21 protein-coding genes are annotated in these 25691 nt (G+C 39.2%); 6 read left to right on the top strand and 15 right to left on the bottom strand.

Annotated elements, in window-relative coordinates:
* Positions 1-56 precede the first annotated feature (56 nt).
* Together FBD94_RS09540 and FBD94_RS09535 are read right to left on the bottom strand one after the other, a co-directional pair.
* The gene (locus FBD94_RS09540) at positions 57-905 is read right to left on the bottom strand and encodes a prephenate dehydrogenase (protein ID WP_131610299.1); all 849 of its coding nucleotides are present in this window, start codon (positions 903-905) and stop codon (positions 57-59) included.
* 37 nt (positions 906-942) lie between these two features.
* Positions 943-2094 (bottom strand): pyridoxal phosphate-dependent aminotransferase, encoded by a 1152-nt coding sequence (locus tag FBD94_RS09535; protein ID WP_131610300.1) that lies wholly within the window; start codon positions 2092-2094, stop codon positions 943-945.
* Positions 2095-2424: 330 nt separating this feature from the next.
* Between FBD94_RS09535 and FBD94_RS25920 the strand changes: the two genes are divergently transcribed.
* Positions 2425-2586 carry a hypothetical protein gene (locus FBD94_RS25920; RefSeq protein WP_169472264.1) on the top strand — a complete coding sequence of 54 codons (162 nt, stop codon included), beginning with the start codon at positions 2425-2427 and terminating at the stop codon, positions 2584-2586.
* An 18-nt stretch (positions 2587-2604) separates the two neighbouring features.
* Here the strand turns inward: FBD94_RS25920 and FBD94_RS09530 are convergent, their stop codons facing one another.
* Positions 2605-3165: a DUF4230 domain-containing protein gene (locus FBD94_RS09530; protein ID WP_136880037.1), complete on the bottom strand. Its 561-nt coding sequence runs from the start codon at positions 3163-3165 to the stop codon at positions 2605-2607.
* Between the two features lie 64 nt (positions 3166-3229).
* On the bottom strand, positions 3230-4360 hold the full coding sequence (locus tag FBD94_RS09525) for a histidine decarboxylase (protein WP_136880036.1): 1131 nt from the start codon (positions 4358-4360) through the stop codon (positions 3230-3232).
* Between the two features lie 150 nt (positions 4361-4510).
* On the opposite strand from FBD94_RS09525, the gene FBD94_RS09520 reads away from it, so the two are divergent.
* Positions 4511-4978 carry an Lrp/AsnC family transcriptional regulator gene (locus FBD94_RS09520; RefSeq protein WP_136880035.1) on the top strand — a complete coding sequence of 156 codons (468 nt, stop codon included), beginning with the start codon at positions 4511-4513 and terminating at the stop codon, positions 4976-4978.
* A 1-nt stretch (position 4979) separates the two neighbouring features.
* Here FBD94_RS09520 and FBD94_RS09515 read toward each other — a convergent pair whose 3' ends face one another.
* From FBD94_RS09515 to FBD94_RS09465, 11 genes are all read right to left on the bottom strand, one after another.
* A complete protein-coding gene (locus FBD94_RS09515) occupies positions 4980-6140 on the bottom strand; it encodes a glycoside hydrolase 100 family protein (RefSeq protein WP_136880034.1) in 1161 nt (386 codons plus the stop codon).
* An 11-nt stretch (positions 6141-6151) separates the two neighbouring features.
* A complete protein-coding gene (locus FBD94_RS09510) occupies positions 6152-7294 on the bottom strand; it encodes a glycosyltransferase family 4 protein (RefSeq protein ID WP_136880033.1) in 1143 nt (380 codons plus the stop codon).
* Positions 7291-7947 carry a PIG-L deacetylase family protein gene (locus FBD94_RS09505; RefSeq protein WP_136880032.1) on the bottom strand — a complete coding sequence of 219 codons (657 nt, stop codon included), beginning with the start codon at positions 7945-7947 and terminating at the stop codon, positions 7291-7293. Before FBD94_RS09505 ends, FBD94_RS09510 begins: the two co-directional genes overlap by 4 nt.
* A gap of 184 nt (positions 7948-8131) precedes the next feature.
* Positions 8132-8668: an SRPBCC family protein gene (locus FBD94_RS09500; protein WP_136880031.1), complete on the bottom strand. Its 537-nt coding sequence runs from the start codon at positions 8666-8668 to the stop codon at positions 8132-8134.
* A gap of 2 nt (positions 8669-8670) precedes the next feature.
* Entirely contained in the window at positions 8671-9831 is a 1161-nt protein-coding gene (locus FBD94_RS09495) for a TlpA family protein disulfide reductase (protein ID WP_131610309.1), read from the bottom strand.
* Positions 9832-9861: 30 nt separating this feature from the next.
* Complete coding sequence (locus tag FBD94_RS09490) at positions 9862-11067, bottom strand: thioredoxin family protein (protein WP_136880030.1); 1206 nt, start codon at positions 11065-11067, stop codon at positions 9862-9864.
* Positions 11068-11098: 31 nt separating this feature from the next.
* Positions 11099-12376 (bottom strand): M43 family zinc metalloprotease, encoded by a 1278-nt coding sequence (locus FBD94_RS09485; protein ID WP_169472263.1) that lies wholly within the window; start codon positions 12374-12376, stop codon positions 11099-11101.
* A 24-nt stretch (positions 12377-12400) separates the two neighbouring features.
* Positions 12401-13942 (bottom strand): RagB/SusD family nutrient uptake outer membrane protein, encoded by a 1542-nt coding sequence (locus FBD94_RS09480; protein WP_136880028.1) that lies wholly within the window; start codon positions 13940-13942, stop codon positions 12401-12403.
* Positions 13943-13953: 11 nt separating this feature from the next.
* A complete protein-coding gene (locus FBD94_RS09475) occupies positions 13954-17499 on the bottom strand; it encodes a SusC/RagA family TonB-linked outer membrane protein (RefSeq protein WP_136880027.1) in 3546 nt (1181 codons plus the stop codon).
* Positions 17500-17623: 124 nt separating this feature from the next.
* Positions 17624-18733, bottom strand: a complete 1110-nt coding sequence (locus tag FBD94_RS09470) for a FecR family protein (protein WP_136880026.1) — start codon at positions 18731-18733, stop codon at positions 17624-17626.
* Between the two features lie 84 nt (positions 18734-18817).
* On the bottom strand, positions 18818-19501 hold the full coding sequence (locus FBD94_RS09465) for an RNA polymerase sigma factor (protein WP_136880025.1): 684 nt from the start codon (positions 19499-19501) through the stop codon (positions 18818-18820).
* Positions 19502-19634: 133 nt separating this feature from the next.
* Between FBD94_RS09465 and FBD94_RS09460 the strand changes: the two genes are divergently transcribed.
* The 4 genes from FBD94_RS09460 (at position 19635) to FBD94_RS09445 (ending at position 25676) form a co-directional block, all read left to right on the top strand.
* Entirely contained in the window at positions 19635-20483 is an 849-nt protein-coding gene (locus FBD94_RS09460) for a bifunctional helix-turn-helix domain-containing protein/methylated-DNA--[protein]-cysteine S-methyltransferase (protein WP_136880024.1), read from the top strand.
* 174 nt (positions 20484-20657) lie between these two features.
* Positions 20658-21878: a sensor histidine kinase gene (locus FBD94_RS09455; protein WP_136880023.1), complete on the top strand. Its 1221-nt coding sequence runs from the start codon at positions 20658-20660 to the stop codon at positions 21876-21878.
* 33 nt (positions 21879-21911) lie between these two features.
* Positions 21912-23483: a hybrid sensor histidine kinase/response regulator gene (locus tag FBD94_RS09450; protein WP_136880022.1), complete on the top strand. Its 1572-nt coding sequence runs from the start codon at positions 21912-21914 to the stop codon at positions 23481-23483.
* 93 nt (positions 23484-23576) lie between these two features.
* Complete coding sequence (locus FBD94_RS09445; protein WP_136880021.1) at positions 23577-25676, top strand: PAS domain-containing protein; 2100 nt, start codon at positions 23577-23579, stop codon at positions 25674-25676.
* The last annotated feature ends 15 nt before the right edge of the window (positions 25677-25691 follow it).

The following is a 25691-nucleotide window of genomic DNA, read 5'->3' as shown; positions in this document are numbered from 1 at the left end:
AATAAAAATGCTTGTTGCTGATTTTATATGATTCATAAAATCAGCAACTCATTTAATTATTCTTCCCGGTCCAGGACATGTTTGATTTTATTCGCATTCTCCATCAACTCCGTAAGATAAGCCCAGTTTTCTTTTTCAATACAAGATTTGAATTTTCGGAGCTGAGTAATGTGTTCGTTTAGTACATCGAGTACATTTTCTTTGTTCTGTTTAAATATAGGCATCCACATCGCAGGACTACTTTTTGCTAGCCTTACCGTGCTTTCGAAACCCGCACTGGCCAGTTCAAAGATGGCATTTTCTTCTTTCTCTTTTTCCAGTACGGTGTTGGCCAAAGCAAAGGAAGTAATGTGGGAGATATGGCTGACATAGGCCACGTGAACATCGTGATCCTTTCCCTCCATATACACATTATACATGCCTAGTAAAGTGTATAAATGTTCGACTGTTGCCAATGCATCCTTATCACTTTCTGTAGCATTGCAAATGACATTTGCCCTACCATCAAAGGCATCTTCTGTTGCAGCTTCCGGTCCACTGAATTCTGTACCCCACATCGGGTGTGTGGCAATATAGCGCCCCCTTTTAGCATGTCCTTTTACTGCGTCCAATAAAGACATTTTAGTGGAGCCGGTATCCAGTACAATCTGATGTTTTACCTGATCAAGCACCAGTGGTAATAATGTAGCACAAGCACTTACCGGGGCACTCAGTATAATGAGGTCGCTGTTGGCAATTGCGTCGTCTAGATTGGTTATTTCATCTACAATTCCTAGTTCAAGTGCCTTTAGTGTATGTGCCTCCTGGTTGTCCACTCCAAATACTTTAGTGGCAAAGCCTTTTTGCTTTAACACCAATGCCATGGAACCACCAATAAGTCCGAGACCGACTACTGCTATCTTCATTTTTTAAATATAATTATTAATATAAGCGCTATTTATGTTATTTACTGATTCGGGTTATCGCTTGTTCAAACCTGGATAGGTCGCCACAAAGACTGATCCTGATGTATCTATTACCCTGGCTACCGAATATGCCGCCTGGGGTCAGGAAAACGTTTGATCCATAAAGGATTTCATCGCTAAGGGCATAGCCATCTTCATAACGATCAGGAATTTTTGCCCAGACAAATAAACCAACCTGTTTAAGCGAGTAGCTACAACCCAGGATATCTAATATACGGTATACTTGTTCTCTTCTTTCGGCATAGATGCTATTGATATGGCTATACCATTCAGGGCCGAGACTTAATGCTTTTGCTGCCGCCATTTGTAGGGGCTGGAACATACCACTGTCCATATTACTCTTGAACCTTAATACTTCTTCAATCCGTTCTTTCGATCCGCAAAGCATACCAATCCGCCAACCGGCCATATTGTGCGATTTGCTTAAAGAGTTTAATTCCAGAACTACTTCTTTAGCACCAGGTGCTTTCAAAAGACTTACTGGATTGTCATTCAGGATGAAACTATAAGGGTTATCATGCACTAGTAGGATCTGGTTTTCTTTTGCAAAGCGTACCAGGTTTTCAAATAAATCTGGGCCCATTTGCTGTCCGGTGGGCATATGTGGATAATTCACAAACATCAGCTTTACCTTGCTCAGATCCCTTGCTGCTAATGACTCCAAGTCAGGGTACCAGTTTCGCTCTTCCTGTAAAAGGTAACTCACTGGTTTGCCACCTGCCAGTTTAACCGCACTGCTGTAAGTAGGATAACCAGGATCAGGGATCAATGCCTCATCGCCTTCGTTCAGATAGGTCATACAAATATGCATGATGCCTTCTTTTGAACCGATTAATGGTAATACTTCAGTATCAGGATCCAGTGATACCTGGTACCAGCGTTGATACCAATCTGTAAACGCTTGTCGCAATGCGGGGATACCTTTGTAGCCTTGATAACCGTGTACTCCAGGTTTTGCTGCTTCTTCCTGCAATGTCTTGATCACATCAGGATGTGGTGGAAGATCAGGACTGCCAATACCTAAGTTAATGATGTTTTTACCTTCTTTATTCAGGGAATCAATCTCCCGCAGTTTTTGGGAGAAATAGTATTCACTAATCCCATCAAGTCTCTTCGCAATCACACTCATGATACGTTAATTTTGGTTTGTTTATTGGTTTGATGAAATCAAATATAAAAAACCTTTTTTAAGGGCAAACTTACACTTCAACTAAATCTTCTATTTTTATTTGAAGTTTAGGGTTATTCAGTTTAGCTACAGTATTTTTTACCTTGATGATTGTTTGAGCATTTAAGGTTGTTGGCACGAGTTGTTCCATGCTTATGCCTAAAAGTTTATGAATAAGGATCAGATCATTTATGGTAAAAGGGTTTATTCCATTGATAAGTGTTGGTAACCATCAGTGATGTCGATTTTCCCTGTGGCATTTAATGCCTTTTTGACTAAATTGCGCTCATTATGACAGAAAGCGAATTTTTAGTATACTGCCAAGGTCAGGTTTCTGGCCCCTTAAAAGACGAGGATATTGTGCTGATGTTAACTGCCTGGGGAAGTATTAAATATACACAAGGCTATAATCAGGCATTAGAAGATAATGGGGTACTAAAGGAAGATAAATAGATATTTCCCATAATCATACTATTCAAAAGATAAGCTCATCTTGCTGTAACCCAAACCAGTTAAAATAGGCTTCAGTATATTTAAAGCATTTGTGCGGGTTTGTTGGAGGATATCAGACTTACGGACTTCTTCATCGATTTGTTTCTCTGCACTTTTATAAGCTTCATCAACCAAGTCAGCCTCTCTGAAAAAGGCCATTTTGGTATCGTAAACCTTTGATGATTTATGATCTATCTTGATATAGCAAATCTCCGGTTGAGGTAGTTTTAAAACAACGGAATCTCCGTAAACCTGAATATGTTCTGCTTTAACCTTTGCCAGGTCAATACAACCGACAACATCAGCCTTAATGATTAATAATACACTCGCATCTGGTAAAAACGGAGTTTTGTTTTTATGCTCTAACACATCGCTGATGCGGTATTTTACCAATTCCAGTTTCCCCATTGATTCTACCCGTTCCACCAGGAGCTGATGATTACTTTCTACTGTGGTTTTTAAGGTGAATTTTGCCGCAACAAACCAGCCAATAAATCCGATAGCAGTTAGAATTGCTAATACTTTAAACGTTTTAACCATGCTTTAAGCTACCCAATTTATAGGCCAATTTTTTTATGTTGCGAAAATAATACGTTGAATTATTTTATACTAATGTTTTTTCGGCTGATAGTGATAATTCGTAATCAGCAAAGAATTCATCAAATTTTGCTCTGCTTATTCCAGGCATACAGATCACATGACTCATACCGTCTTCGGTAGCAAGCTGCCATTTTACCTTTAACGCTAACGCAGGCGCTGGGAAGACTACTGTTAGGGCAGAAGGATTGCACCAGGCATTAACACCCATTTCTTTAAATCGGTTCAATACATATTGTGCGGTCTCCAGACTTTCAGTAGCACGTTGTTTTAAACCTTCGATACCTAATTTTTTAATGGCATACCACATAAAAATTGGGCTATGGCCATTTCTGCTTCCAGTAATTGTGGTATCTACGGTACCGATATATGGAATAGCTTTACCAATACGTTCCTTATAATTTTTCTTTACCAAAACTACACCACATGGGATCGGAGAGCCAATAAATTTGTGCCCGCTTATGGCTAAACTATCGCAACCATGTGCAAAATCAAAACCAGGTTCAAGATTTAACAATGCACTGTAAGTTCCAGCTAGCGCAGCATCGCAGTGAATGTATTGGCTTTTTACAGCCAACGAAGCTAGCGTTTGTTTGATGCGAGCTAAATCATCCTTTGCTTCAGTCATCGTGGTACCAATATTGGCTAAAATAATGACTGGTTTATCCCGGTTCATTTGCACCATTTGGCGTAGATCCTCATAGTCCATTTCTCCGTTTTCCTGTTTACGGATTACGATGCTCTGGCAATTCAGCAATTGAATGTTTTTTTGTACGCTATAATGGGTGGCCTCCGAATAGTAAACTACACCATTTGGATAAAGTTCCCGAGCTACGTATAGACCATAAAGGTTTCCTTCCGAACCACCATTGGTTACGTATCCCCACCAATTGTCTGTCGGCGCATGAAATAGATCCGCAAAAAATTGGAGTACCTCTTGCTCAAGAGATCTTGAATTTAAGTCATAAGTTGATTCTACCTGTGGATCGCCAACATTGTTTAAAGGAAGCTTTAATAATGGGTAAAGCTCAGAGTAGTCAAAATCCTGGGCTATAGGATAGCCTATAAAGTATTCAGAACGCTCTTTCGCCTTTTCCATATAGGCCATTAATCTTTCATTATCAGGTCTTTTTAACATTGTTCTTTATGATTTGGTATTGCAAAATTGAATAATTGTAGATTAATTATCTATGGATATAGAAAAATCAGGAAATATATCTTTTTATGGACGTTTTGTCAGGTCAAATGACTTATTTTGTTCTTTAAAACCTCATTTAAAGGAAATACTATGGCAACGGCATTAGACCAAATGGACACTAAAATCTTAAATCTGCTGCAAAGAGATTCATCTCTGCATGTAAAAGAAATTGCATCAAGAATCGGACTGAGCCAATCACCGACCTATGAGCGCATTAAAAAATTGGAGAATGAGGGTTTTATTGATAAGTACGTTGCCTTGGTAAATCGGGAGAAACTAGGCAAGCATTTGATGGTTATTTGTACCGTTACGCTTAAAGAGCAATCAATTGTTGCTCTAAAGGAATTTGAGCAGTCTATCATTAAATTTAAAGAGGTACTGGAAGTAATGTGTATTGCGGGAAGTAGCGATTATATTCTAAAAATAGCTGTTGAAGATGTGAATACCTATCATACGTTTGTAATTGAGCAATTATCATCTATTGCGAATATCTCTAACCTGAGTAGTAATTTTGTACTTAAAGAACTTAAAAAAGATACGGCGATAGAGATAGGGTAGCTCAGGAGCCGAAAAAAGGAGTGGCATTTTCTTCTACACATTTAACGGCATATAAGTAAAGAGCGGCAGACCAGGTTTGCCAGTCTTGCCCCATCGGTTCTCCTGTTTGTGCTTTATACCATTCGTTAAAACCGTATTCTAATTCTTTGTTACTGGATTTTTTGATCAAATCAGTAAGCGCATAAAGTTTCTCTTTTGCCAGATGATGTTTGCCTGCTGCTACCAAAGCTGCAATGTGGAAGGCAGAAATAAAAGGCCAAATACCACCATTATGATAGTCCCCTGGCTTGTTGTAGGCCTCGTAACGTGGAATCCAATCGGCATCGCCAGGCAAAATAAAGGGAAAGAAATTAGGCGACAAGGGAACTACTAAATCGCCGATATCTCTCATTAGATTGCACTGTTCTTCTATCCAGGATGCCATATGCTCAGCTCTGGTACGTGATGCTAGGCCGGATAACATGGCGATGCTGTTTCCTAAAAGGTCAAACCTTTCACTGCTGTATATTTTGTACGACCATAATGCGTAATAGGGTTTACGTTTCACAACCATACCTTCGTGACGATGATGTGGATTTGAACTTTCTGTAATGGTGAAATGCTCCATAGCGACTTTTAGTTTATGCGCACGCTCATGGTAGCCCAACATGCTCAGATAAGCGAATGCTGTTGCGTTTACAAACAGACCAAAACCAAGCACCCATTGTTCATCCCGCCAATCACTGGTTGGCTGTTGTGCAATCAAATAATCATCACTCGGACTTTGGTATTCCATCCAGGTCAATGCTTTCTGAACCGAAATCTCCAGAAAATCTTTTTCACCGGTAAATTTCCTGAAAATACCTACAGCTAGTAAAAATAGGGGCGTAGTATCACTTGCACCACGGTTTTCGGGGTCATGTACCATGGAGGGGATGTGTCCTCTTAAAGACTGGTTTTTTGATAAAGTTTCCAGTGATTTTCTGATGGAAGCCGTTAATTTCGCATTGTCCGAAACGGCTATCCCAAATATGGAAAGCATTAAATCTCTTGTATAAGGTTCAGGGTATCCCCAACCTGCCGTCCGCGGTAAACCGTGATACGGTCCTTTCGAATTGTGAAGAAGTACCTCTATAGCTGCAGTCCTTGCTTTTTCTATTTCCTGCCAGTTTTTAGTGCTCATAATCAATATATTTAATATATGTCTAGTCTTTTATTTATGATTTCGATGAAGCGCTTAGCCACGATACGGTAATCGAATTGATTTAAAGCCCTTTGTCGACCCGCTTCTCCCATTTGCTTCCGAAGGTTAGGATTGGTCATTAATTTGATCAGACTCTCCTTAATGTCATTCACATCAGCGCGGTAATCCACTATTCTTGGCTCATCAAAAACTATTCGTTTGCTTTCTTCAAAGCCAGATTCTGTACCAAGGGTAACTTCGTTAATTACTATTTTTTGATTTACACTTGCCATAAAAGCTGTTTCTCCATGTATTAGTGTATCCAACATTCCCATCGCATTAATTCCAATTACCGGTTTAGCACATGCACCAGCTTCAACCTGAAGCATTCCAAAACCTTCCAGACGGGAGGGGGCTGCGTAGATATCGCAAGCTCCAAGAAGAAAAGGCACAAAATCTCTGGATATAATGCTAGTAGGGAAGGAGACATTTTTACCGATCCCGAGCTGTTGGGCGAGTTCTATATCTAAGTGGTTCTGAATGATCGTTCGTGGTTGCGGCCATACCTTGCAGACATATTTCCAATCTGACAATGGGATTCCTGTTACCGCTAGTGCTTCCATCACCTCTCTTCCACCTTTAGAGGCGGCATCTCCGCCAATAGTGAGGATCACTTGCTGTTCCGGACTTATCCCTAAAGCTTCTCGTACGGCTAATACTTTGGGATGATTTTTAGGATATGGTTTAAAATTTTCTGTATCACATCCCACAGGGAGCACTTCAATATTGTCTCCTTTGATCCCATCGCGGATATACATTTCCTTTACCCAATTAGAGGTCACTAAAATCAAAGGCAGTTCATTTAAAACATCCTGATAATTGGCAATATAACCATCTGCAACAAGCCATGGAACACCTTGAATGCCATGTTTACGTGGATGTAGAACTAGTTGAGGGGTGTGTCCCCAGTAACCCGTGCCTACAACAATATCCGGTTTGAACCAATTGTAGTACCATTCTTTTTCCAGTGTTGATTCAACGTGAGCCGCATGGGCATCTACGCCATTTGCCAGTAAACCTTTGTAAAGCAAGTCGCCCTGTGTGGCCAGTCCGCCAGGAGTAGGCGGATAATCATACAATACGAGTACCTTCATGATATTTGGTTCCTTTCAAGCCATTTTAAAGCCTCTTTTTTATGGGTGAATTTCCAGAATGCCTCAGCTTTTGGGGTCGCTTTGGCCTCCCAGCTGTCCTGTTCAAAACCGTATATTTTTGTTATTAGCTCGTATTTTGTATTCCACAGGTCATTAGGCAGATCAAAATAAAGACCGGTTGTTTTTAATGCTTGCGGAAAATACATTCTGTTGCCATCTTCGTAAGCAAATACCCAGATTTCCTTGCTTGATAATTTACCTTCGTACCATAGGTTTAATACTGTCGTTCCAATCTCTTCATGGCGTAAATGTCTGGTGTATTCGCCAGAAGGATTATGGGTTATAATTAGGTCGTAATTTACATTTGGGAGTAGTTTCAGTAGTATTCGTGCAATTTCTTGTTTATCCTGTGGAATTTGTGCCGGGCCATCATCCAAATCGCCCATAGCCCCCTTTGCATGGAAGACTGTTAAGGCTTTGTGGAATTTTGGTGCCCTGTTGGGATCAGATTTTCTGCATAGAGAGGCGATAAAACATTGCCATTCTGGGTGGGCTAATAAGGTTCCTCCGGCCCATAAAACTTCATCGTCAGGGTGTGCTACAATAACAGCTACCTTTTTTGTCTTCTTCTCATTGATCGCTTCAGGCTTCATTATATCAATTAGTTAGTTTACATCGTAATATTTGCTAGATGGATATAACATGATAAAACTCGTTAAGTTTGAACGATATGTTTTCTGGCTTTTAAAATTGAAAAATAAAAAAGGGGAAATCTTAACGATTTCCCCTTGTAGATAGGGTTGGCTTATTGCCAAAGCCCTGATTGTGTTTTTTGAATTAATTCATGCGCATTGCAGGAATAGACTTTTTTGTCAACTTTTCAAATCCTAAAGCATAACTCTCAAATTCAGCAGTAATCTTTTCCATTAAAGCTTTCTTTCCTTCAGCATTGCCTTTGATTTTGGCTTTCCAATTGATTTCGCACTTTGCATCCTTATCCTTGGTGAAAACACAAATTTCTGCTTCTTTAACACCTTTAGGCAACCATTCTGTACCCAGTTGGATCACCATAAACTTGTATTGCTTATCTACCTGCTTAATGGTTTCTTTACGCTTAGTCCCATCTGCAAAAGTAACTTCTCTTTCAACTGGAAAGTTGGCATCAGTAACAACTATCGCAGTTGCATAGCCATTAGAAGCCTTCTGAAGCAATTCAGCTTTATTTAGAATATCCCAAGCCTCATCTTGCGGCATGCTGATAGTAGCGTCTTTATTAACATCATAGATTACTTTTTGCGCAGCCTCCATTTGAGCTTTCGCTGTAACCACTGATAAACCAGTTAATAACAATAGTGATAATACGATCTTCTTCATAATTACATTCCAAATATTTTTTTCATGGCTTTATCTAACGATTCTCCGCGAACATTTTTCTCTACAATTTTTCCTTCTTTATCAACCACCACCAGGTAAGGGATGCCACTGAATAGGTAAGATGCCATTACTGGTTTAGATTCTTGAGCATTGATTTGTGGCCATGCCATTTTCTCTTCAGCCATTGCCTTTTTCCAGGCTTCTGGTTTCGCGTCTACCGATACAGATAAAATCTCTAGACCTTTATCTTTGTATTTTTTGTAAACTTCTTTCAAGTGAGGAATTTCCTGGCGACAAGGACCACACCATGATGCCCAGAAATCGATAATAAGGTATTTACCTTTAAAATCTTTAGGACTCATTTTTTTACCATTTACATCAGGGAAAGAAAAGTCAGGTGTTTTTTGACCATCGGCAATTTTAGCTGTCTGGGCCATGTTGTCAAGTATTTCTTTTTTCTTGTCTTTAGCCTGTGTTAACCAAGGGTATTTTTTAGTCAGATTGTCCAATGTAGACATCAGCAATTCACCATCTCTTTTCCAACTCAAACCATTTAAGGCGTAAAGAACGGCCGGTTGGTTTTTGTATTTATTGATGATGTATTTGGTACGGATATTTGCCTCTTTATTAATACGGTCAAAACCATCCTTCATATAATTTATCCAAAGCGTATCCTTAGAAAGACCTGCTTTCCATTGCTCCTGACCAACAGCAATCATCTGCTGATAGTTAAGGTAATTAACAAGATTGACATCATTGATGAGATCATTATCGGCCGAAGTATTTTCCATATAGATGTATGGAGGGTTTTTGATCTTCATTTTTGCGGTATCAATACCTCTTACATTCACATGGATATTGTCTTTGTCCGCCCAAAAATCGATGCGGTCAAAGTAATATACGCGTACCTGATAAAAATCAGGGTTATCTGCGGGTACTTTAAAAGAGAAATTATTGTTGGCATCAACTTTAGTACTATCTATCGCTTTAAATGCTTTTTTAAAACCTTCTCCTTCATATTTCCCCAGGTAGATAGGGTATTTGTTTTCTGTATCCGGAAACTGAACCTTACCGGTAAAAGTTACGGTTTTTCCTTTTTGGGCAAAGCTGCTGCTTACCATTAACAACGCGGCAATTGCCAGTGTTAAACCTTTTTTAATCATGGTGTTTTTGTATTTATTATAAGTTGTTTTTTAATCTTTCATCATTGGAGGGGTCATCTGCCCTTTCTGGGATGCTTCTTTCCTCAGGTCTTGTGCTTTAGTAGCCATTAATTCCGCTTCAGCAGTTTTACCTTGTTTTTTTAGTGTTCTTTTTCTAAGATCTGCCAGTTGGATATTAGCAAATAGGTTAGGGTTACTGCTTTCTACCTGATCTGCCCAGCTTAAGGCATGTTTATAGTATTGTGCAGGAGCTGCGGTTACTAAATCATTAGCAGCACCAATTACAAAACCAGCTTTATTTTTAAAATCCGAATCTTCCCAAACTGCATCTACTTTTGCTATAAACTTGTCCCATTTGCTTGTCGCCGCAAATTCAATAAGCTCCAGTTGAGCAAGCATTGGTTTTGAGTAATCAGTTCCATTGCTTAACAATTTCCTTATGGCCGTAGCTTTTTCAGTGGCAGCCTTTAGATCAGTCTTCTTTTCGTAGGCTCTTTTAATGGCGTATACAGATGAGCTCATTGTTCTCTGGAAATATGCGTTCACTTTTTCAGCGCCATATTTCTTTTCTAGCTCAGCTTTATTGCTATATAAATAAGCAAAAGACTGAGCTGCTGGGTTATTCAGATATTTTAATGCAAGATTCCAATTATTAGCTTCCATTAAAGATGCTTTTGGAAGCCCATCGAAATATACTTTTGCTACAGCACCCATTTTATCAGCTTCGTAAGCTTTATCAAGTGCTTCCATATAAGCCAAAGCAGTAGCTTCCGAATGATCGCCGCTGTTGAATTTTTTTGCCAGTCCAAATGCCGTGCTTCCTGGGTTTAAAGCTTTTTTTGCTTCCTCCATAAATTCTGGAGCAGACATACTACCCACGATTTTGTGTACTACCTCTCCGTCACCATTAATAAACAGGTAAGTAGGGTAGGCGCTTACCTCAAATTTATCTTTTAATGCAGGGCCTTCACCTTTTTCCATATCGTACTTAACATTTAAGAAAGTTTGGTTAAATAGATCGGCTACGTTGTCTTTAGTAAAAACATCTTTAGCCATCATTTTACATGGCCCACACCAAGTGGTATAGGCATCGAAAAAGATAATCTTTTTCTCTTTTTTGGCTGTGGCCAGCTGAGTTTTCCAGTCGGCTTCCTTAAACGAGATCTCGCGGTTTTGAGCAGTTGCCCCGGTCAAAATACCGAGGCTTAGTGCTAATGTTAATAAATTGCGTTTCATATCTAATAAATAGTTAGGTGGTTACTAATTTTTATTGTGTTTTAGAATTCATCCGTCCAGGGCACCTTAACATCACTGAGCGCATTCTATTTACCTGATCGAGGGTGATGGAGTTATGGGCGCTTGGATAGCGATTGTCATCCATTGCATTCTCAAGAAAGAACTTTTCCCCATTTATTGCTGTTTGAATGTTAGTTGTAAGATCAGAGCCAGTACCTACATACTCGGGTGTATCCTGACAAAAATCAGAGTAAAGGCGACCAGCAGCAAAATATGTTGAAAATAAACCGTAGAAGCTACCAATAGAATTGAAAATTTCAATTCTACGCTCGAAACCTGGTCTGTATACTGTATTTGGCATAAAAACCGTTGCTGCTTGAAAAGTTGTCACGAAATCATCTGCATTCGTAGCAATTGCGGTAACACCAGGTATCAGTATTTCGCCTGGTCCCGCGGCTAACTGTTTTGCCGGAGCTAAATTCCCCGCACCACTACTAGAACCATATGGAAATATGTTGACGTTTAAGTATGTTTTTGGATTCCAGATAAACTTGGTCGTATTTTTATTGATGTAATCAACAAAATCAGCTAAGACAATTGTTGGTGCCGTAGGGGTCACTTTGATTTCATCACTGTAAACAATCCTGTCATAGCCCGGGAATTGTAAAGTTTGCCCGGCTACATTTTTAGCCGCTAGTCTGAACTCGATATTAGCTGCCGCACCATTTGGTGCATTACCTACTTTATTGTTGATGATGTCATTCATAATTTTCAAGCCATTTACTATATCTGAATAATTTGTAGGCTGAAAAGAAGAAAGATCATAAGCCACATTGGTAGGGTTTAATTCCCATACATGGAAAATTACATCAACATATAACGTTGGTAAAACCGGTGGAGTAGCCCTTATGGTTACTTCCTTTACCGGCGATTTGATGTTACCCACCTGAGCATAAAATCTAAGTTTAGACCCTGCAACCGCAGTTGAAGTATTGAAGGTTAACCCGATTTCTTTATTGGTAGTTTCTTCGTAAATTTTAACCGTTCCTGCAGGAAGTTTTCTATAGTCAAACAATTGTTTAACCACACTGCCATCGGATTTTTTGACGTCTTTATAGGTTTCTACAATAAATTTTAAAGTGGCCTTACCATCTGCAATCAGCATGTTGGTACCAGCAGAAAAGACAATAGAATTAACATCCTCCGCATTAAACTCTACCATTTTATAATCAAATTCACTTTGTTTACAGCCCGAAAAGCATACCACAGTGCTTATGATTGCGCTTGTAATAAAATTTTTAATATTCATCTTCATCGTTGTTTGAAATAAAAATTAGTATTCAATTAATCCCCAGCCTGGGTTAGGTACAAGGTTTCCATTTTCTTGTATTTCTACCAGAGGTATCGGTAATGCGTAGCGATAATCGTTTGGTGCAACCGTGATGTTATACTGCTTGTTGAAAAAGGTGAGATTTCTGGTGATGGTTTTATTGGCATAACGTTTCAAATCCAACCAGCGTTTATCAGTATCACCAAAGAATTCTCTTCTTCTTTCGTTGATAATTTCTTGCAGTAGGGGAGCACCACTTAAGCCTGTAAAATTTCCTGCATTCCTAAAAGCACGGAATTTATTTAACGTAATTAGAGCATCGCCCTCGGCACCTAAGCGGTATTGGGCTTCTATCAGCATCATGTAAGCTTCCTCTGGCTTAAATATGCAGGTGTGCCCGCCTTTAGTACTTCCATCTGCCACACCGTCAGATGGCCAGCCCCAGTTTAATATCTTTCCAGCTGCGCCTATTTTACCACCTGCCCTTGCCGGGTTCGTGTTAAAATAGTTCTCTACGCGGATATCTGTGCTGGTAAATAAAGCCGAAAAGTCTGCGTTTAAGGGGATGTTGAATGGCGCAAATCCTATATATTGGAATTCTGATCCATAAATGGGTGAAAAGACGCTCTGCGTATTGCTCTGTTGAAAAATGACTGGATAGTTAGCATCCTTTCCTGCATATGCATTCATGCGGGCCAAAGCTGTAGTAGGTATTAATGCATCTACCGATTCCAGGGCTGCAAGGCTATGTGTTTTAACCTGTGCATAGTCACCGGCTTCTTTGGCTGGAGATTCAGCTTTGTACCAATACACCTGTGCCAACAGATGGCTGATGTAACGTTTATTGTATAACGCGCTAAATCCAGTAGCCGGAATGGTACGGTTCACCATTTCTAACGCTTTATTCAGGTCTTCTAAAATTATTTTATACGCTCCGGCATGGGTTTCACGCTTTGGTTTGATACCTAGTACACCTTCTCCAGTATGTAGATAAATAGGGATACCCATATCAGCTTTATTGTATATACCATAATATTGTAGCAGCTTAAATAAAGAGTAAGCACGATTGGCGTACATTTCGCCAAGCAATTGATCCCGTTCTGTATCACTTACATTCTTTATTGTACCAATCTGATCAATTAGGCTGTTTAAAAAGCCAACAATTTCATAATGATGTGACCACAACATCGTAGATGTAGCCTGCTGGTTCCACAACAATAAATCAGCATAGCCTTTTTCTGTAGGCATCGAGAAGTTGTTGGGAATCATATAGCTGGTTCGAAGTCCGGATTCGAAATCGATGTCATCTGAATAAGCGCCAAACATGAGTGTGGCAAGCGTAGGGCAGGCCGGGACGATCTGACCATATAATGGTTTCACTCTCGGAGTAACCACCCCACGAAGGTAGGCACCTAACAGGGCCTTTACATCCGTAACGGTGGTTACTGTACGTTGGTTCTTTGCGGGAAGATCCAGGTATTTTTTACAACCTGTAAAAAGTCCGAAAACCAGGATCAAATATGTAATAACTATTTTATGTCTCATGACTTCCAATTTTAAAATCCTACAGTTAATGAAAGGGTATATGCTTTGGTGTTTGGATACCCAAAAGTGGTTTGAGTTTCCGGGTCAGTACCACTATAGTTACTTACCATGAATAAATTGTTAGCAACCAACGTGGCTTTTAGCGTTTTTAATGCCGTTTGCTTTAACAAGCTTTTTGGAGCTCTCCAAGAGAATGACATTTCATTACATTTTAGATAATTTCCTTTTTCCAGGTCAGTAGAAATTAAATATTGTGTATAACTTGAGGTGCCGTTTTTATAGAGCGGAATATTTGTAATGTCTCCAACCTGAGCCCATCTGTTAAGGTTCTCCTTAAGCCTGTTGGTTCTGCTTGCTGTAATGTCATCAGGATTTAAAGTAGGTCCTTCACGTCTATCTCTGAAGCCCATAATTTGATTGCCTGTAGCAAGTACAAAAGTAGTAGCAAACTCAAGACTCTTGTAGATAAAACGGGTACTAAAGCCACCATAAAGTTCCGGATCCCTATGTCCCAAGTAAGAGGTAACATAATCTGATTGCAGCACAGCGGTTGATGTTTTACTTAGATCTACTAGTTCATCCGTATAGGACGTTACTACTTCTGTGCCTACCAGTTCTGTTTTTTTCTTTTTGGCATATACCATTAAACTTCCGTTTTCGGGATCAACATGAGAGAACTTATAGCCATACCATCCATTTACCGGGTAACCTTGAATATTTCTGGTAGCTGAATTGGCAATGTTTGGTACAGTTTTCTCAAAAATATTATCCAAATTGTTTTTAACCCGGGTAATGTTTCCACTTACTTCCCAAAGCAAATCTTTGGTTTTAATGGCTTCAAATCTAGCAGATATCTCAAAACCCTTATTGCTCATTGTACCAATGTTTACAATTGCCGATGGTCTACCTACGGATGGGGGAGTGGTGGTATTGTCCAGTAAATCATTAACCTTTTCTTTAAAATACCTGAACTCCGTGTTGATTCTTCCATTAAATAAGGAAATTTCGGCGCCTAAATTGGTCTCTTGTTTCTTTTCCCATTTAATCACAGGATTTCCATAAGCGAATGCCTGTGCCACAGCAATGTTGTTGTAAACGTTTGTTCCTAAAGTATAAGTGTGGAAAGGCAAAGCGCTTCTGTTGATACTCCCACGATAGCCATAACCCATTGAAAGGACAAGACGACTGATTATGGAATTGTATTTTTCTAAGAAGCTTTCATTGTGCGCATTCCATTTTACACCGGCGGACCAAAGTGGCGAGAATTGATTGTTAGAACCAATAATATCCACTCCATCATATCTTAGATTTCCATTAAATACATAACGGTCATTATACGAATATACCAATGATCCGATGTAAGAGGCATTTCTATTTTCGCGGGTCGATGTACCGCCAAACCTGGAAAGATCAAGATTCATGAACCTTGTGTCAGGAACCAAGTCCCAGCTTGGATAGCCGGCAATGGCATATTCCTGTAAATAAATGGGATTAAAATGATTAAACCTGTCGTTAAGAATAGCGCCAAATTCAAAAGCTGTAAATGCCTGAACAAAATGTTTATTTATTTTTTTCATATATTCAAGCGTATTCCGGACGGTATAGTCCATTGTTCTTCCAGTTTTTTCCTCCAGAAAACCACGGTTATAATCGGATAAGACATTGGAATTTGAAGAAGATTTATTTAGCCAGTTATTTATCCATGACCTATAGGTCCCAGCATAAGATTCATCTTTATCATGCACACTAGTGTAAGATCCTGATACGTTTCCGGTATACTTAAACCCTTTCAAAAAGTTATATTCAACACCTATTTGTCCACGCACATTCCCATAGTTATTAGTTAGCTTATTCTCCCTCAATTCCCTCAGAATATTAAAATTAGTGTATTGTAATGCAGGGGCAGTTCCTATGGTATAAGGAATCTCCCTATACGTCATGTCAGCAGCATAAGAACCATCGACATTATAAGGTTTCTCATAAGGATTGGCAAATACAGCATATTTGAATGGATCCATGCCAGCCTGCCCCTCAACATTTCTCTTGATGGTGGAATATAGGTTCAGATTAACTAACAATTTATTAGTAATGAACCTCGAAAGCTTCATGTTAAAACCGGCTGTTTGAAACTTATTTTCGATTAGGCTACCCTGCGAATTTTGATAATTAAGCGATGTAAAATAGGTTGTTTTTGTATTTCCACCACTCATACTAATGTTGTGAGACTGACTAAAGGCATTTCTATACAACTCATCAATCCAGTTGGTATTGGTTTGACCGAGCTGTGCAATTTTTTGTTCTGCCTCCGCCGATGTCATAGCGCCATTCTCGACTAGGTTTAGCAACTGACCAACACGGCCACTTCTCTCGTAAGACATGTGGAAATTGTTATATAAATCGCGTTCAAATCCAATCTTTTCCTGACTGTTCATAAACTTGAACTTATTTTCAGGCTTTTGTGTAATGCCGAATTTTCCTGAATAATTGATATAATCGCTACCTGCTTTACCTGTTTTTGTGGTAATCACAATTACACCGTTTGCAGCTCTTGATCCATAAATGGCGGCTGCTGTGGCATCTTTTAGAATAGTGATCGTTTCGATATTTTCAGGAGGAATATTTCCAATACCATTTGAAATCAGGGCATTCATACCTCCAGAAACTTCTCCCTCTTGTAATGGCATTCCATCAAGCACATACAATGGCTCAACATTACCAGTAAGGGTATTTACACCTCTGATGATAATTTGTCCCGTTTCTCCTGGACGACCAGTTACACTTCTCACATATACACCCGGAAGTTTTCCTGCAAGCGCTTTGTCAAATGTGGTTATCCCAGAATTTTCCAGATCTTTTGCAGTAGCAATCGCAACAGAACCAACTGCAACATTTCTACTAAGTTGTTGTAGTCCAGTACTGATAATTACTGCTTCCTCTAAGCGAGTTAGCCCTTCATGGAGTATGATTGAAATTGGTCTTTTTAAATCAGCAATGGCTACTCTTTTGGTATTGTAACCTACATAAGAGACCAGTAGGACTGCATCTGCAGGTACAGAGCTTAATCTGAATTTTCCCTGACCATCTGTCTTGGTAAACAAATCGGTTTGCATCACTTTAATTGTTGCACCTGGAATAGGGTGGCCAAGGGTATCAGTTACTTTTCCTTCCAAGACGATATTTAGTGTAGCCTTTTCACGTTCATTTTCTCTCAGGATAACGGTTTTATCCACAAGAGAAAAGGTAAATGGTTGGTCTTTAAAACACTGTTTTAAAACATCAATCAGATCGATATTTTTAACATTTATCGTTACAGGTTTTGCTTTCTTTAATAAGTCTAGCTTGTAAATAAAATCGAAACCGCTTTGCTGACGAATGTCATTTATAACCATATCAAGAGAGGCATTCTTTTTATTGATTGTTATTTTTTGTGCAAAGCTAGTGGCACTGACTTGCATTACAGTTGCTATTAATAAAACGGTGGTTAGTCGCATAATGAGCAGGAATTTATAGATATAGCCCAAAGGTATACCCGGTTTTTTGGTATATATTTTATACATTTGATTTGGTTATAAAGTTGATACTGTTGTAGAAAATATTGTTGACTAAATGCCAATCATTGGCCAGGAGTGTTTGCAGCACCTCTGGCTTTTTAGCATTCTAGCCTTATAATTGTTTAGGTAGTTATTTCGTCACAATTACCCTCCTTCCTTCAATTTTAAAATGAACATCTCCGGTTTTTTCTATAATATTTAATAGAGCAGAAAGACTTTTTGCTCTTGAGATCTTTGCTACAAAGGGGTCAGATGCAGGTTTTACTTCATAAATAACATCAACGTTGTACCATCTGGATACTTTATTCATGATGCTTTCCAGGCTCTCATTGAAATTAAAATAGCCATTTTTCCAGGCTACGGCTTCTTCTAGGTCTACTTGGTTATTAATTGAAATCGTATGGCCTGAAATAATTGATTGTTGACCAGGGATAAGTGTTTTTCCAGTTTTTTCTATTGAATTGACTACATAGATGCTTCCCTCTAATAACGTTGTTTTTACACTTGCTTCGTCTTCATATGCATCGATGTTAAAATGTGTGCCCAATACTTTTACATCCTGATCTGCACTTTTAACAATAAAAGGGTGTTTTTTATCTTTTGCGACTTCGAAATAGGCTTCACCCTTTAACTCGACCTTACGTTCAGTGACATTGGCAAATGTAGAAGGAAATTTCAAACTACTGGCTGCATTGAGCCAAACTTTGGTGCCATCTGGCAACTGGATTTGGTAAGTTCCGCCTCGGGGTGTAGTTATACTGGCCATTTCATTCTCCTTAGTCTGTGCTGTAGAATTGATAGCCGTGTTATCATTATATCTTAAATCTTTACCAATAACCAGCCCTGTTTTTGCATTGCTAAGTTGTATGGTTTTACCGTTACCTAGTGTCAGAGTTGCTTTGTTACCTCCTGGTGCAATATCGGTTTGATTTGCAATTTTAGCATCTGGGGTTACGATTACAGGACGAGAGGAGTAAAACCAGATACTCATCGATATAACAGCAATAGCAGCTGCCACCACAGAAATGCGTGGCCAAAGGTTAATCTTTTTAGTGTTTATAGTTTTTGAAATGGTGTCCCACATTTCAATGTGGTTTTGCGGATAAGTCTGATCTTCTTCTTCTGACTCATTTTTTTTGATTTCGCTCAACAACCAGTATTGCACTAATGCTTCCTCTTCCTTATTTACTTTACCATGTAAATATCTATCTAAAAGATTTGCCGCTTTTTTGGTATTCATGCTATTTATAGGTTGCTTTTATTTGTCGATGTATAAGTATTACCCATAGACTTCAAAAAGTAGTAGAAAAAAAATAAAATAATTTTAGCGGCGCATTAGGGCAAGGAGAATGAGCCCTGTGTTTCCATACTTATCTACATTTGTACGAATGATCTTGAGGGCATTGCTAACTTGTTTTCTGACCGTGTTTTCGGCAATACCCAGCTGTGCGGCAATGTCTTTATAAGAAAGGTCCTTTTGGCGACTGAGTTCAAAGATGGTCTTCATTTTTCCTGGAAGTTGGCTAATTTCCTTTTCAATCAGGCTGTATAATATTTCAACATCATAATCAGGACCTTGTTCTTCCATGATTTCATACTGAAATTGTGCTAGTGAATTCAGGTAGTCACTCTTTAGGCGACCTTTTCTAATGAACTTTAATACGTTGTTTTGCGCAGCAATGTATAAATATGCTGCCAAATTGCCTTCTGTCCTGATGTTATTGCATTTGTCCCAAATCTTAATAAAAAGATCTTGAACCACATCCTTGGATGCTTCTCCATCTCGGAGCATTTGGTTTACCTGATGATATATTTTGGGCGCATACCTATCATAGATTTCATTAAAGGCTTTCTGATCGCCTTGTTTAAGAAAATCCAGTAACTGTTGGTCAGTAAATGCGCCATAGGCTACCATTATAATTATTCCCCCTTTGCTTAGTTGTTGAATTCTACGCAAGGTAAAATATTTAAACGCATATTCCCACAGCACTTCTTTAAAACTTATCATTATAGCAATGATTTTTTGGAAGAATAATGACTTTTGAGATAGGGGAGAGATTTTCGTATCTCATAGATCAGCAAGTTTCGGGTGTTTATAACAAAAATTTCTTTCGACCTTTGGATTATAAGAATTATGATATATGACTGAACAAGAAAATATCAATTATAAGCGAATTGCAGAAGCAATAGCATATATCAAAGCAAATTTTAAAACGCAACCCAATCTTGATGAGGTTGCAAAGGAAGTTAGTTTAAGCCCATTTCATTTCCAAAGACTTTTTAGCGAATGGGCAGGAACGAGTCCAAAGAAATTTCTACAATATACAACTGTAGAATATGCTAAAACGCTTTTGAAAGAAAATCAAGCAACGTTGTTTGAAACTACTCATGAAGCAGGACTTTCGGGGACAGGGCGATTACATGACTTGTTTATCAACATAGAAGGGATGACGCCTGCCGAATACAAAAATGGAGGAAAAGCACTGACTATTAATTACACTTTTGCAGAAAGTCCTTTTGGAGATATTCTGGTGGCGTCTACTGAAAAAGGAATTTGTTATATGGCGTTCTCCGATAATGAAGCCGTTGCTTTTTCAATGATGCAAAACCATTTTCCAAATGCTTATTTCAAACAAAATACTGATTTAATTCAGCAAAACGCACTCTATATTTTCAGTCAGGATTGGTCGAAACTTAACGAAATCAAACTGCACCTAAAAGGAACTGATTTTCAATTAAAAGTGTGGGAAACACTTTTGAAAATCCCATTGGGGCGGCTAACCACTTATGGAGCTATTGCTAATCAAATTGAAAGCCCAAATGCTTCGAGAGCAGTAGGTACAGCAATTGGCCATAACCCTGTTGCATTCCTAATTCCTTGTCATCGGGTAATTCAATCTACAGGTGTGTTTGGCGGGTATATGTGGGGAAATACAAGAAAAACAGCCATTATTGGTTGGGAAGGAGCAAAAAAGCAGTTAGAATTTTAAGCTAGGTAGTGTCTATAAAACAAAAAAACGCCCTCATGATCTGTTTTTTCTTTCTATGGGAACTGAAGAAGATGGGAGAGTACGGGAGAAATACTTTTATATGTAAATTAAAAACATTAGATTGGTTTTATGCATTAGTAGACGCAGTTTTACTAATGATCAAGCAATCATCTCATGGAGCAATCAGATCTTTCTGAACAAAAATTTAATGCCATTTTTACTTATGCACCTATCGGATTGGTAGAAGTTGACCAGAATGGTAAAATAATAAGGTTGAATTTAATGGGGCAGGCCTTGTTAAATCCCTTATTTGAGATTTACCAGATTGATACGGAGCACATTTACCCAATGCTTGATTGTATCTTCCCAGGACTTTCCCAAAAAATTCAGGATTACAAAGACCCCATGGGGCAGATTATTTACAATCATTTGCACTGTTTTAAACTACCTTCTCCAAACGACCAGTTCGAAAAGCATTTCCAGTTCAACATTACTAAAATGTTTGAGGACTGTATCATTATTGGCTTTGAAGATCTTACCAATAAGTACCTAGAAGAAAAAGCCATGCAACAGGCTAAGTTGGATAATGCCGTGGCACAAGGGAAATTCGAAATCGCATCCGAAGTACTGCACGATATAGGCAATGCAGTAGTTGGTTTTGGCTCTTATTTGAGACGTATCAGTCGTTCCATGGAACAGAACAATGTAGCGAACCTGGAAAATATAGTCCTGTTTCTAAAAGGACAGCAAGCTGCTTTAGATACTGCATTGGGTCAGGAAAAAGCCGAAGCACTGGTGAATTTAATGGAAGGAATTACCAAAACGCAAAAAGATAGCTACGAAGAAACCAATGGCTCCATTGCCGAACAGTTCAATATCATCAGCCATATTCAGGAGATCTTGACTATACAGCGCCATTATGTAACTGGTCATGGTGCACCGGAACGCAAAGCTGTTAATCTGAAAGAGATTATTCATGATTGTCAGTCCATGCTGTTCGCTTCTTATGATAGAAAGGGCATTACCCTAAATTTTAATGCTGCTGAGCAAATGCCAATGATTAAAGGTGACCGCACCAAACTGATGCAGGTGATTTTAAACTTGCTTAAAAATAGTGTAGAGGCAATTGACATGGATGCTCCCCAAAAGAGAATCACTATTGATTTGCAGTTGAAAGATAAAATGCTACAGCTGCGCATACAGGATACCGGTAAGGGCTTCGACACCGACACGGCAGCCAGGATTTTTGAGCGGGGATTTACCACTAAAGACACGGGTACCGGCTTGGGTTTGTACAATTGCAGGTCTATTATAGAGAGCCATGCAGGCTCCATAGACGTGCAAAGCGAAGGCGCTAACCGGGGTGCAACAACCCTGATCAGGTTTGCCAGTTAAATTTATCAATTCATCTTCCCTAAATTTTTTATAATGAACCAAGTAAATACATCCGTATTAGTGATCGACGATGAAGAAATGGTGCGTGATAATATTGAAGAAATATTGGTGCCCAGAAAAGTTGCCGTTATAGACAGTAACATCAGTAAAGCAGCCAGTATTTTATTTGATACCCCGCAAGAAATACTGATTCCACGCACCAGTAAAATCCCTGTTTTTACTGTAGATAAAGCTGCGAATGGAATGGATGGGGTTGAACTGGTGAAAAAATCGATAGCTGCAAACCAGCCCTATGCAGTAATTTTTCTGGACATCAGGATGCCTGGTTGGGATGGGGTCGAGACTGCTATGCAGATCCGTAAACATGATAGCCAGGCTGAAATTATTTTTATCACTGCTTACAGCGACCGCTCCATAGAGGATATTGTAGATAAGGCAGGGCAAAACGTAGGTTATCATTGTAAGCCTTATGCTGCAGAGGAAATAATATTGCTTGCCACCAAAGCGATAACAGATTATGACCGATTGCGTAGCTTGGAGAAATTGATTGAATCGATATCCTCCATTGGCTTAAATGAGCACCAGTTAAACGCGCTGTTTAAAAACATTTTGGAACAGTTGGCTATGTCCGTAGGTACAGACATGGCTTTACTAGGCAAACTAAATGACGATTTTAGTTACGAAAAAATACTTTCCATCGGTGCGATTGATTCAAAGATAAACCTGGATGAGCTAATTACCAGGGTGAAAACTATTAAAATTGAGCCGGATGAAGTGGTGCAGCAGGATGAACTGGTGCTGGCACGGTTAGACAGTTACTCTGTTTTTGCAGTACTGCAAAAACAGGAGAAGTTGAAAACAGAGAAAATGTATCTGCTCAAATTGTTTGTGCAAAATGCAGCACAGGCCATTAGAAACGCCGAACTAACCGAAAAACTGATCCAAAAAGAAAAACTTTCTATCGTAGGCAAAGCCATCGGGATGGTGATGCACGATCTGCGCTCGCCCATCAAAAATATGAGGATCATCACCACGATGATGCAGGATGAAAATGAGCCAAGGGATTTGATCCCGATGCTGGATCAATGCGCAGTGCAGGCCTCTGAAATATTCGAGGACTTTTTAGATTTTATTAGGGAAAGCCCGGTGAAAAAAGAAACCGTAAACTTTAAGTACGTAATTGAGACAGCGGTAAACCTTGCATTGGGTACTAGTAACCAACAGCAGATAGCCATTCATATGGCAATTCCTGCGGACCTGGTTGCGCAGCTTGATGAGCGGAAAATCAAAAGGGCAGTGATGAATCTGTTAAACAATGCCCTCGAGGTCCTTCAAAACAAAAAGATAGCCCACCCTGTTATTAGAATTATAGTAAGTGCTGATGAAATAAAAGATCAGTTGTCTATCATGATCCGGGATAATGGACCTGGAATTGATCCTGAGATTATTAAAACACTTTTTGAGCCCTTTGTGACCACAAATAAAAATAACGGAACCGGACTTGGGCTGGCGATTGTAAAACAATGCATTACTGCACATGGTGGCACCATCATTGCAGAAAATGATCAGGGAGCTGTTTTCACCATTCATCTCCCCTACAAATGAACATCAAGAGCCCGTAACAATTAGTCACTCCTTTCAACAAGAGATTAATTATGCCAGACGTAAATTATTTTCACCGTGATTAGAAAATGTAATATGTTAACGCTAGAAAATGTAACTTCTGTTTTTAGATCTTCTCCAAATGGTTATATGGTGCTGCTACCCAACAGTCCCTATTTTACAATTGCAGCTGTAAACAAGCCGTTTCTTGACGTAATAAAGGCCAATCGTGCTGATCTGATTGGAAAAGGGATCTTTGAAACGATTTACCATAGGCCTTCCATTTGGGGTCCAAAGGGAATGAAAAGCCTGAAAAATGCACTGGAAGATACGATGCAGTCTAAAAAGGCATCCAATTATAATGTGGCTGACTGGGAAATTAATACCTTTCCATTGTTGGATGATGAAGAAAAGATAAAGTTTATTGTTCACAATCTGACGGATACCACTCAAGTGATAACTAACGATGATCAACAAATAGCGTTAAACAATATGCTTCTGACTCAAAATAGTTTTCAGCACCCTCTTTTCGACGATTATCCTGACGCAGTTTTTACGCTTGATCCCGAAGGAAATTTCCTTAGCGCCAACAAAGCATTAATTGATCTGACTGAATGTAGGGAGGAAGAGCTATTTAAGCTTTCCTTTACACCCTTTATAGCACCTGGAGATCTTGAAAAAGCACATGATCATTTCAAAAAGACCATTCATGGCGAACTCCAGAATTTCGACATCAGGACAATCAGTGCAAAAGGCACGCATCGGATGCTAAATGTGACCAATCTTCCTATTGTGATTAACCAGGAAGTAATTGGCGTACATGTGATAGCTAAGGACATCACCGCTATTACGAAAACACAAAAACAATTGGACGATTACCACTACAGGATATCGGACATTCTGGAAAGTATTACAGATGGCTTTATGGCGTTGGATAGAGATTGGGTGGTGACCTATTGGAATAAGGAAGCAGAGCGGCTATTACTCATGTCGCGAGAGTATATGATAGGAAAAAATATTTGGGAGGTATATGAGGATGCCATACCAACAAAGTTTTATTCTGAGTATCACAGGGCGGTTGATGAAAATATTTCAGTAAGGTTTGATGAGTATTTCTCACGCTTAAATATTTGGATTGAGGTATCTGCATTTCCTTCTGATGAAGGCTTGTCGCTTTATTTTAGAGATATCACGGAAAGAAAACATGGAGAAGAACAACTGCAGCAGGAAAAAGAAAAATACCTGGAACTGTTTAATTTGAGTCCATTGCCCCAATGGGTGTTTGATGCTGAAACCCTTCAATTTTTAGATGTGAATAATGCAGCAGTTAAACACTACGGTTATAGTAAAGAAGAATTTCTTGAGATGACGATAAAAGACATCAGACCGGCAGCGGATGTTAAAGAGTTAGGTGAAATATTGAAGGACACCTTTAAAACGGGGATATTCCAGGCGAGAATGGTAAGGCATCTGAAAAAATCCGGAGAGCTCATGCACATTTGTGTAGAGGCTAATGCGGTAACTTTTGAAGGTAAGGCAGCTATGCTGGTACTCGCAATTGATTATACGGAGAAATTGAAATCTGAGCGTGCCCTGGCCGCAAGTGAGCAGCGGTTTAAAGCGCTAGTACAGGATGGATCTGATTTAGTAGCCATACTCGATCCTACCGGCAATTATAAATATGTTAGCCCTACCTCGAAATCTATTTTAGGGATAGATCCTGAACAGCTTATAGGAAAAAATGCATTTGACTTTATTCATAAAGATGACAAAGAAAAGGTCATCAGTCAGTTTGGTTTGTTGAACGAACAAAAAAGGGTTAAAATTATGCCTTTCCGCTTTAAAGGTGTTGATAGTCATTATCATTGGATAGAGACGATCATTACAGATATGACAGAAGATCCGGTTGTAGCTGGTATCGTGGCGAATTCAAGAGACGTAACTCAACGGATGGAAGAAGAACTCAAAACCCAGGATGGTATTGATCGTTTGCGGGAAATTGCCTGGATGCAAGCCCATGAGGTAAGAGCACCTTTAGCATGTGTTATGGGATTATCCAAAATCCTATTGGATAATAATGAAGACGAGCGTTCAAAGAAAGAGTCTTTGCTGCATCTTATGCGTTCGGCGGGCGAGCTGGATTCCATTATCAGGGAAATCATAAAGAAAGCGGAAGATTTACCCAAAGAGCTATGAGTCCCATAATCTTTC

It is taken from the genome of Pedobacter hiemivivus (assembly GCF_005144565.1).
Taxonomy (GTDB): domain Bacteria; phylum Bacteroidota; class Bacteroidia; order Sphingobacteriales; family Sphingobacteriaceae; genus Pedobacter; species Pedobacter hiemivivus.
The sequence above is the reverse complement of the archived record's forward strand: the minus strand, read 5'-3'. Positions and strand labels throughout refer to the sequence as shown.